7 protein-coding genes and 2 rRNA genes are annotated in these 8,439 nt (G+C 64.7%); all 9 read left to right on the top strand.

Annotated features, from left to right (window positions below; all coding sequences use genetic code 11):
• Positions 1 to 446: ribosomal RNA gene (locus tag IIB36_19665) — 23S ribosomal RNA — on the top strand; the annotation flags it as partial.
• A gap of 117 nt (positions 447 to 563) precedes the next feature.
• Positions 564 to 680 (top strand): 5S ribosomal RNA (gene rrf / locus IIB36_19660).
• A gap of 75 nt (positions 681 to 755) precedes the next feature.
• On the top strand, positions 756 to 1,691 hold the full coding sequence (gene era / locus IIB36_19655) for a GTPase Era (protein MCH7533959.1): 936 nt from the start codon (positions 756 to 758) through the stop codon (positions 1,689 to 1,691).
• A gap of 201 nt (positions 1,692 to 1,892) precedes the next feature.
• Positions 1,893 to 2,918, top strand: a complete 1,026-nt coding sequence (locus IIB36_19650; protein MCH7533958.1) for a PorV/PorQ family protein — start codon at positions 1,893 to 1,895, stop codon at positions 2,916 to 2,918.
• A gap of 317 nt (positions 2,919 to 3,235) precedes the next feature.
• Positions 3,236 to 4,024, top strand: coding sequence for a hypothetical protein (locus tag IIB36_19645; protein MCH7533957.1), 789 nt, complete (start codon positions 3,236 to 3,238; stop codon positions 4,022 to 4,024).
• 50 nt (positions 4,025 to 4,074) lie between these two features.
• The gene (gene rnr, locus IIB36_19640; GenBank protein MCH7533956.1) at positions 4,075 to 6,156 is read left to right on the top strand and encodes a ribonuclease R; all 2,082 of its coding nucleotides are present in this window, start codon (positions 4,075 to 4,077) and stop codon (positions 6,154 to 6,156) included.
• Positions 6,157 to 6,215: 59 nt separating this feature from the next.
• A complete protein-coding gene (locus tag IIB36_19635) occupies positions 6,216 to 7,232 on the top strand; it encodes a GGDEF domain-containing protein (protein MCH7533955.1) in 1,017 nt (338 codons plus the stop codon).
• Between the two features lie 12 nt (positions 7,233 to 7,244).
• Positions 7,245 to 8,033, top strand: coding sequence for a zinc-ribbon domain-containing protein (locus tag IIB36_19630; GenBank protein ID MCH7533954.1), 789 nt, complete (start codon positions 7,245 to 7,247; stop codon positions 8,031 to 8,033).
• Between the two features lie 45 nt (positions 8,034 to 8,078).
• Positions 8,079 to 8,439, top strand: a 361-nt coding sequence (locus tag IIB36_19625) for a PCRF domain-containing protein (protein MCH7533953.1), incomplete at its 3' end; no start/stop codon positions are given.

Genomic DNA, 8,439 nt, shown 5'->3' with positions numbered 1-8,439 from the left:
ATCGCCCCCGAGAGTTCACATCGACGGGGCGGTTTGGCACCTCGATGTCGGCTTATCGCATCCTGGGGCCGGAGAAGGTCCCAAGGGTCGGGCTGTTCGCCCGTTAAAGCGGTACATGAGCTGGGTTCAGAACGTCGTGAGACAGTTCGGTCTGTATCCGTCGTGGGCGTTGGAGTATTGAGGAGAGCCTTCCCTAGTACGAGAGGACCGGGAAGGACTGACCACTAGTGTACCGGTTGTCGCGCCAGCGGCATCGCCGGGTAGCTACGTCGGGACGGGATAACCGCTGAAAGCATCTAAGTGGGAAGCCCCCTCCAAGATGAGTACTCCCAGAGTCTTCGGACTCTCAGAAGGGCCGTACGAGACTAGTACGTTGATAGGCGGCAGGTGGAAGCGTGGTAACACGTGTAGCCGAGCCGTACTAATCGCCCGTGAGGCTTGACCGGCTCCTCCAGCCTCCAGCCACTCACCATGCTACGCTCCCGCTCGCGGGGATGTAGCTGCCGTTACAGCCATAGTACAGGCTAAGGCTCTCATCTCTCTCGACCTCTGTTATCGCATTTGTCGGTGGCTATTGCGTGAGGGCGACACCCGTTCCCATCCCGAACACGGCCGTTAAGTCTCACCGCGCGGATGGTACTGCCGGGGTCGCCCGGTGGGAGAGTACGTCGTCGCCGACTTACACGACGAAACGACCCGTCCAGAATCTCTGGGCGGGTCGTTTCTAGATTGGTCCCGAATCCCCGAGTTTGCCGTTGCCCCCCGAGATCGCTGACAGCACTACGACCCGCGCAGGCTATGTCACGCTCGTGGGGCGTCCCAATGCCGGGAAGTCGACGCTCCTGAACCGGCTCATTGGGGAACATCTCTCGATCGTGACTGCCAAGGCCCAGACGACCTGGCAGCGGGTGACGGGCATTCTCACGACCGGCTCGGACCAACTCATTTTTCTGGACACGCCGGGGCTGCTCGAAGTCCACGATCTGTTCCAGCGCGCGATGCTTGGCGCAGCGCTCCAGGCGCTGTCCGAAGCCGACGTCGTTCTCCTGGTCATCGATTCCACGCGGAAGCCCAGCCCTGAGGAGACGGTACGCATCGTTCAGGCTGTCGAGGAGGCGCCTGCCCCGATACACGTCGCTCTGAACAAGATCGACGAGGCCAGCGAGGGCCAGGTGGGCGCTTGGAATGCCTGGCTCGCCGAGCATGTCCCGGGCGACGTCCATCGGATCTCCGCGACGGACGGACGTGGCGTCGACGCGCTGCTCGAGGCGGTGCGCGCCGCGCTGCCCGAGAGCCCGTTCCTCTATCCGGAGGACGACATAGCGTCGGACCCGGTGCGCTTCTTCGTCGCTGAGCTCGTACGGGAGACGATCTTCGAACAGTACCATCAGGAGATCCCCTATTCGGTCTTTTGTCAGGTGGAGGAGTACCGCGAGGGGACGGACCCGATCTACATCCACATGAACGTCTACGTGGAGCGAAAGTCCCAGAAGGGGATCCTCATCGGGAAAAAGGGTGTGGCGATCCGGGCGCTCGGTGAACGGTCCCGTGAGAAGATCGAGCACTTTCTCGATGCCCGTGTGTACCTCGATCTGTGGGTAAGACCGCTCAAGGCCTGGCGTAAGAACAGGGCGTACCTGAGCCAACTCGGCTTCCGCGTTCCCGAGGACGACGATGCACGCTTTTCGTAGTCTGGTAGAAGGCTGTTGAAGAAGTACAGTGTGCCCAGCACCGGGATGAAAGGAACAGACGAGTGTGTGGGTTGCGGTGGCACGGCCCCATCTCCGTCGTTGGAGCTCCTAGGACCACCGCCTTCGGCGGCGGTGCCCGCGACGGCTATGGCGTCGTCGCTCCGCGACCCGCGCCGGCGGCGCGGGTTCCCCTCTAGGGCCGTGGCACCCGGGGACCCGTGCGTAAGCACGGGTGGCGGCCCGCTGTACTTCTTCAACAGCCTTCTAGTGCTGTCGCTGACGCTGTGCATGGCGTTGCCGATCGCAGCACAGGACGGGAGCGAAGAGCCGAGTTCGACGGAAGGCGCCCTCTTTCTATTGCTTCCGGTCGGTGCCAAAGCTGTCTCGCTCGGGCGTGCGGTGACTGCTCTCGACGGGCCAGAATCGGCGTTCTGGAACCCGGCCGGTCTCGCGGCCGTCGATGAGAGTCAGGTCGTGCTGCTCCGCGGTGATCCCCTCGCCGGGACGTCGACCGCCTTTTCCGCGCTTTGGGCCCGCCCCGGTGTTGGCACCCTCGGCGTGTCGTACCAGCTGCTCGACATCGGGACTCAAGAACTCAGGGACATCGACGGCAACGAGCTCGGCTCGATAAGCGTGCGCAATCACCTCGGGGTCGTGTCCGCCGCCGCGCAGTTACTCGAGGGTGTACGTCTGGGCGTCAACTTCAAGATCGTCCAGTTCCGCCGCTCGTGCCGCGGCATCTGTTCGGATGCCGGCACGACCGCCACAACCTATGCGTTCGATGCCGGTCTACAGATCTTGCCCACCGAGCGTCTGAGGATCGGGGCGATGCTGGCCCATATCGGCCCACGGCTCCAGGTGCTCAACGCTGACCAGTCTGATCCGCTCCCTGCACGAGTGCGCCTCGCGTTCGCCTACAACCTCATCGCCTTGCTCACGGACGATGAAGAGCTCGGGGGCTGGCTCGCGGTGGAGGTTCAGGACCGTCTCCGCGAGCTGGGGTCTCTCTCCTTTTACCTCGGTACGGAGCTTACCGCAGGGGTGAGCGAAGCGATCTTCCTGCGCGCCGGGTACGTGCTGGGCAACCTCGATCAGGAGGACGGCGCCCGCGTCGGGCTCGGCTTCCGCTTCGAGCGCTTCGACCTCGCGATCGCCAAGTCTCTAGCGGTGTCCACGCTGACCGGCGAGACCGAGCCGGTGCACGTCACGTTCTCGATCCGGTTCTAGGAAGGGTGATCGGAAAGGGGGGTGGTGCCCAACGCCATGGCTGAAAGGACACACAAGTCTGTGGGTTGCGATGGCACGGCCCCATCTCCGTCGTTGGAGCGCCTCGGACCACCGCCTTCGGCGGCGGTGCCCGCTACGGCTACGCCTTCGCCCCTCCGCGACCCGCGCCATGCGCGGGTGCCCTCTGGGGCCGTGGCACCCGGGGACCCGTGCATAAGCACGGGTGGCGGCCCGCCCCCCTTTCCGATCACCCTTCTCGACTTTTGAGAAGGCGCAGGGGGCGGCGCACAGGGCTCATTTTGCTGGTGACGGCGGTGGTGCCCGCAGCCGCGGAAGCCCAGGAGCGTCGATCCTGGTCGTGGCAGGCCGAGTCGCCCTTCACCGCGAACTACCGGCAAGAGCCCGCGACGGGCCCCGTCAGTCATACGCTGCTGTCCCTCGCACTACCAGGACTCGGTCAGCACCGGCAGGGCAAGTCGAGGAAATGGATCTTCGCCGGGCTCGAGGTGGCCGCCTGGTCGGTTTACCTCGAGCGACGCTCGGCGGGCGGCGCCCTGCGCGACGACTACCGGGACTTTGCCTGGGAAGAGGGCCGGCTCCAAGCGGGAAAGCGAGTGGACGGGGACTTCAACTACTACGAGACGCTCAGCAAGTGGAACCGGTCGGGCGCCTTCGACCGCGACGCAGGCTCGAGTGGGCTGCAACCCGAAGAAGATCCGGCGACGTTCAACGGTACTATCTGGGTCAGAGCCCAAGGCATCTTCCTCGGAGGTGGCGGGCAGCCGGGGGATCTCGGCTTCGCGCGGGCTCTCGAGTACTATGAGGCGCGCGCCTACGAAACCGAGTTCCTGTGGGACTGGAGCCGTAGTCCTGCCGGCCGGGAACGATTGGGCGAGCTGATCTCGGAGAGCGACAGCCGATTTATGCAAGCGACGAGCGCGGTCGGTATCGTGATCGCGAACCACCTCGCTTCGGCGGTCGACGCGTTTCTAGCTTCGCGTGGCATCGCTTCCCGGGCGAGCATCCGATTCGCGCCCCGCCGGGAGCCCGGGGGTTCCGGGTGGTCGGCGAGGCTCAGCGTTCCCATCGGTCCCGTCGGCCGGTGAGCCGTCGTGGGCGGGGCTCCGAGAGCGGCGAAGCCAGAGTCCTGGAAGTCTTGGCAGCGTCGACGCGCGGCCCCCTCAAGCCCAAAGAGATCGCCCGCGCCGCAAGCGTGGCGGCGAGTGAGTACAAGCGCTTCAAGCGGCTGCTGACCGGCCTTGAACGGGCCGGCAAGATCTATCGCGTGAAGGGCCACCGGTATGCACTCTCCGGAAGTCTCGAGCTCAGTCCTGGCATCGTCTCGCTGACCCGTGCGGGCGACGCTTTTGTCCGTCCCGACGCGGGGGGCGGCGACCTCTTCGTCCCGGCGGCACACCTCGCGACCGCCATGGACGGCGACCACGTCGTCACACGCATCGAGGCGCGGCCGCGCGGCCGGAGCCCGGTCGCCCGCGTCATCAAGGTCCTCGACCGTGCCCGAGAGACGATCGTAGGCACGTTCCACCGCTCCCGGCGCTTCGACTACGTCGTACCCATGGATCGTCGCGTCTCGAAGGACGTGCTCGTACCCAGCGCCGCCGCCGGGGAGGCAACGGACGGAGATGTCGTCGTCGTCCGGCTCGACTCGTACGGGGAGGACAGGGTCGGCCCGGTAGGCACCGTCGTAAAGGTCCTCGGTGCGCTGTCGGATCCCGGAGTCGACATATTGGCTGTCGCTCATGGTTTCGGCCTTTCTTCCGACTTCCCGCCGGCCGTGATCGCCGCGGCCCAGGAGGCCGCCGAGCGGGGCATCGAGGAGATCACGGATGAGTGGGTCGATCGCACCGACATGTTGGTCTTCACGATCGACCCCGCAGACGCAAGAGATCACGACGACGCGCTGTCGGTGACTGAGCTCGGAGAGGGGCGCTTCGAGGTCGGCGTGCATATTGCCGACGTGTCCCACTTCGTGCCGGAAGGAGGGGCGATCGACATCGAGGCGCTGGCGCGCGGAACCAGTGTCTATCTGGTGGACCGCACGATCCCTATGCTCCCCGAGGCACTCTCTGCGGACGTGTGCTCCTTGAAGGGGGGAGTCGATCGGCTCGCGGTATCGGTCTTCATCGAGCTCGACACGTCGGGCCAAGTCCATGGACGTCGCCACGAACGGACACGGATCCGATGCTCGGACGGGTTGTCGTATGAGCAGGTGCAGGCCGTACTCGATGGCGTGGGCGCGATCTCGCCGTCCGTCGACCAGGCAATCCGGACCCTCGACGACCTCGCGCGCGGCGTAAGGGCGGTACGCGAGCAGCGCGGGGCGCTCGACCTCGACATTGGCGAGGCCCGCGTAGTGCTCGACGAACGTGGTCACCCCGTCGACATCCTGCGAAGGGAACGTTTGGAGAGCCACCGACTCATCGAGGACTTCATGGTGCTCGCCAACGAGGTGGTGGCACGGGACATGGAGGCGCGTAAAATCGGAGCGCTGTACCGAGTGCACGAGCCGCCGTCGCGGGAGCGCGCCGATGAGCTGCGCGAACTGCTCGGGCGGATCGGGCATCGCCTCCCGAACCGGAAGTCGCTGAGGCCACGAGATCTACAGCACCTCCTACAGGCCGTACGCGGTCGCCATGAGGCCGCGCTCGTCTCTACAGTCGTCTTGCGGTCCTTGGCGAAGGCGCGCTACGACGCCAAGAACCTGGGCCATTTCGGACTCGCGTCGCCCGCGTACCTGCACTTCACGAGCCCCATCCGCCGCTATCCCGACCTCGTGGTGCATCGAGAGGTCGTGCGCTCTCTGATCGGCGGGGAGCCGCCACGGAGCTGGGAACCGGGCGAGCTCGCTTCAATCGCGGATCGGGCGAGTGCACGGGAGCAGGCTGCCGCGGAGGCCGAGCGGGCTTCGGTAGCCCTGAAGAAGGTGGAGTTCATGGAACGTCATCTCGGCGACGAGTTCGATGGGAAGATTTCGGGGGTTGCCGCGTTCGGCTTCTTCGTGACTCTCGAGCGGTACTTCGTCGACGGGCTCGTGCACGTGAACAGCCTGCGCGACGACTTCTACCGGCTGCGTGAGGAGACGTACGCACTCGTGGGTGACCGGGGGCGGCGCACGTACCGGCTGGGGGATCGCGTCCGGGTGCAGGTCGCGCGGGTCGACAAGGAGGCCCGTCATGTGGACTTCCTGCTGATGCGGGTACTTCCGAACGCCGATTGACACCGCCCTTGCGCTTACGGTAACCTAGCATCCGGAGCTGCTCCCCCGCTCGAGGTTCTATGGCTTCCGACAAGACCGTTCTCTACTTCGGTCCAGGTCGCACGGATCCCTCTCCGATCGTCTCTCGCTTTACCGAGGTGAACGAGCTGGAGCTCGTGCGTGTGGATCAGGCCGTCGAACTCCGGGCGTTTCTGAACCGGATGATGCCGGCGTGCGTCGTCATGGAAACCGGATCAGACCTCTCGGACATCCTAGAGGTAATTCGTGTCCTCAAGGAAGACTCTTTCACGAGCATAGTCCCTCTGGTGGTAGTGCTGAGAGGCGGTGACAATGGCGTGTCGGACCTGCTGGCAGTCGGCGCCGACGAAGTGTTGCACGACGGCACGGCAGAGCGGGAGAACCGGCTCAGGCTCGACCAGGTCCTCAAACGAGCAGATCGAGACGTCTCCGTACATCCGACCACCCGTCTTCCCGGCACCACCCACATCGCGCGGGACATGCAGGCGCGGCTCGAGACATCGGAGCAGTTTGCCGTCTGCTACGCGGACCTCGATCACTTCAAGGAGTTCAACGACCGCTACGGGTACGCGTTCGGAGACGGCGTGATCCGTCTGCTATCGCGTATTCTGAGGGACACGGTCCGCGCCTTGGCGCCGGGCGGGTTTGTGGGGCACATTGGCGGGGACGACTTCATCTTCAACGTGCCCATGACGTACTTGGAGGTGACCTGTGACGAGATCATCCAACTCTTCGACGAGCTGATCCCGTACCAGTACACCGAGGAAGACCGGCGCGCGGGCTATTTTCTTGGCAAGGACCGTCGCGGCAACGTCTACCGCGTTCCGCTCATGTCCCTGTCGATCGGCGTCGTGACCAATCAGTTCCAGACATTCGATCATCCAGGTATGATCAGTGAGCTCGCGGCAGAGATGAAGACCTTTGCGAAATCTCTGCCCGGCTCGAAATACGTTGTGGACCGGCGTCACAAGTCACCCATTTTGGAGACCGCCGCAGCTAGCGAGGCGGATGCGTTGACGGGCGTGCTATCGACCGGTTCGCCCGAAGAGGACACCTGAACCAATCCTATCATGGTCATCCGGATCCATTGCCCATCCTGCCCAGCGACCTTTCCGGTCGATCCAGACAAGATCCCGGAGGCAGGGGTCAACGCTCGCTGCAGCTCCTGTGGTCATGTCTTCCGCGTAGAGCGTCCGTCATCGATCGACGACCTTGCGCCCGACGTTGTGCCAGAGGTCGCAGCCGAGCCTGTGCCGGAGCCCGAGCCTGTGCCTGTGCCGGAGCCCGAGCCCGAGCCTGTGCCGGAGCCCGAGCCCGAGCCCGAGCCTGTGCCCGACTTCGCCGTGGTGGCGGAGCTCGAGCCCGAAGCAGAGCCTGTCGGTACGGAGCCGGAAGAAGAAATCACCATCGTGGCCGATTTCGGCGCGGAGTCACAGCCGGAGCCGAAGGAATCGGCCACGGACTCGTTCTTCGCCGGTGGTGCGCCGGCGGCCACGGAAGACCCGCCCGCCGTGGAGGACGCCGCCGAACCGGCCGCGGTCGAGGATGCCGCGGTCGAAGAGGCCCCGGCTGAGGAGGCCCCGGCGGTCAGCGGGTTTTCTTTCGGCAGGAGGGATCCCAAGGACAAAGCGAAGCGCCTCGCGAGAGTTCTCGTGTCCGACATGACCATGTACAACGCTGATCTGCACGAGACGGCGCTCGCCAAGGGCACGCTCAAGGAGGACTTCGAGGAGGAGATCGACAAGTCCTGGAAGGAGTACGTGGAGCAGGTTGGCGCCGAGATGGCCGGGACCGACGGCAAGGAATTCTGGCGCCAAGCACTCAACGACGTGCTCGCGAAGGGCGAAGAGGTCTTCTAGCAATGAACAAAGAGCAACTGAACCGGCTCGAAGATCTCGGCAAGAATGTCCGAGAGCTCAGGGGGTATCTTTGACCTCGACGCACGTCAGGAGCGCCTGAAGTCGCTCGATTTCGAAATGGCTCAGCCTGGCTTCTGGGACAAGCAAGAGGCCGCAAAGGCGGTCATCGACGAATCCAATAGCATCAAGGGATGGCTCGAGCCTTGGCGAGCACTCGATGCAAGCGTGTCGAATTTGCGTGCGCTGGTCGAGTTGCTCGAGGAGGAGGACGACGACGAGCTCGGCGAAGAGTTCACCAGCGGTGTTGCCGCGCTCGCGAAGGGAGTCGAGGCTCTCGAGCTACGCACGATGCCCCAGGGCGACGACGACCACCGCGCGGCGCTCATCACGATCCCTCCGGGGGCGG

This window comes from Gemmatimonadota bacterium, from assembly GCA_022560615.1.
Taxonomy (GTDB): Bacteria; Gemmatimonadota; Gemmatimonadetes; order Longimicrobiales; family Gaopeijiaceae; genus UBA1138.
The sequence above is the reverse complement of the archived record's forward strand: the minus strand, read 5'-3'. Positions and strand labels throughout refer to the sequence as shown.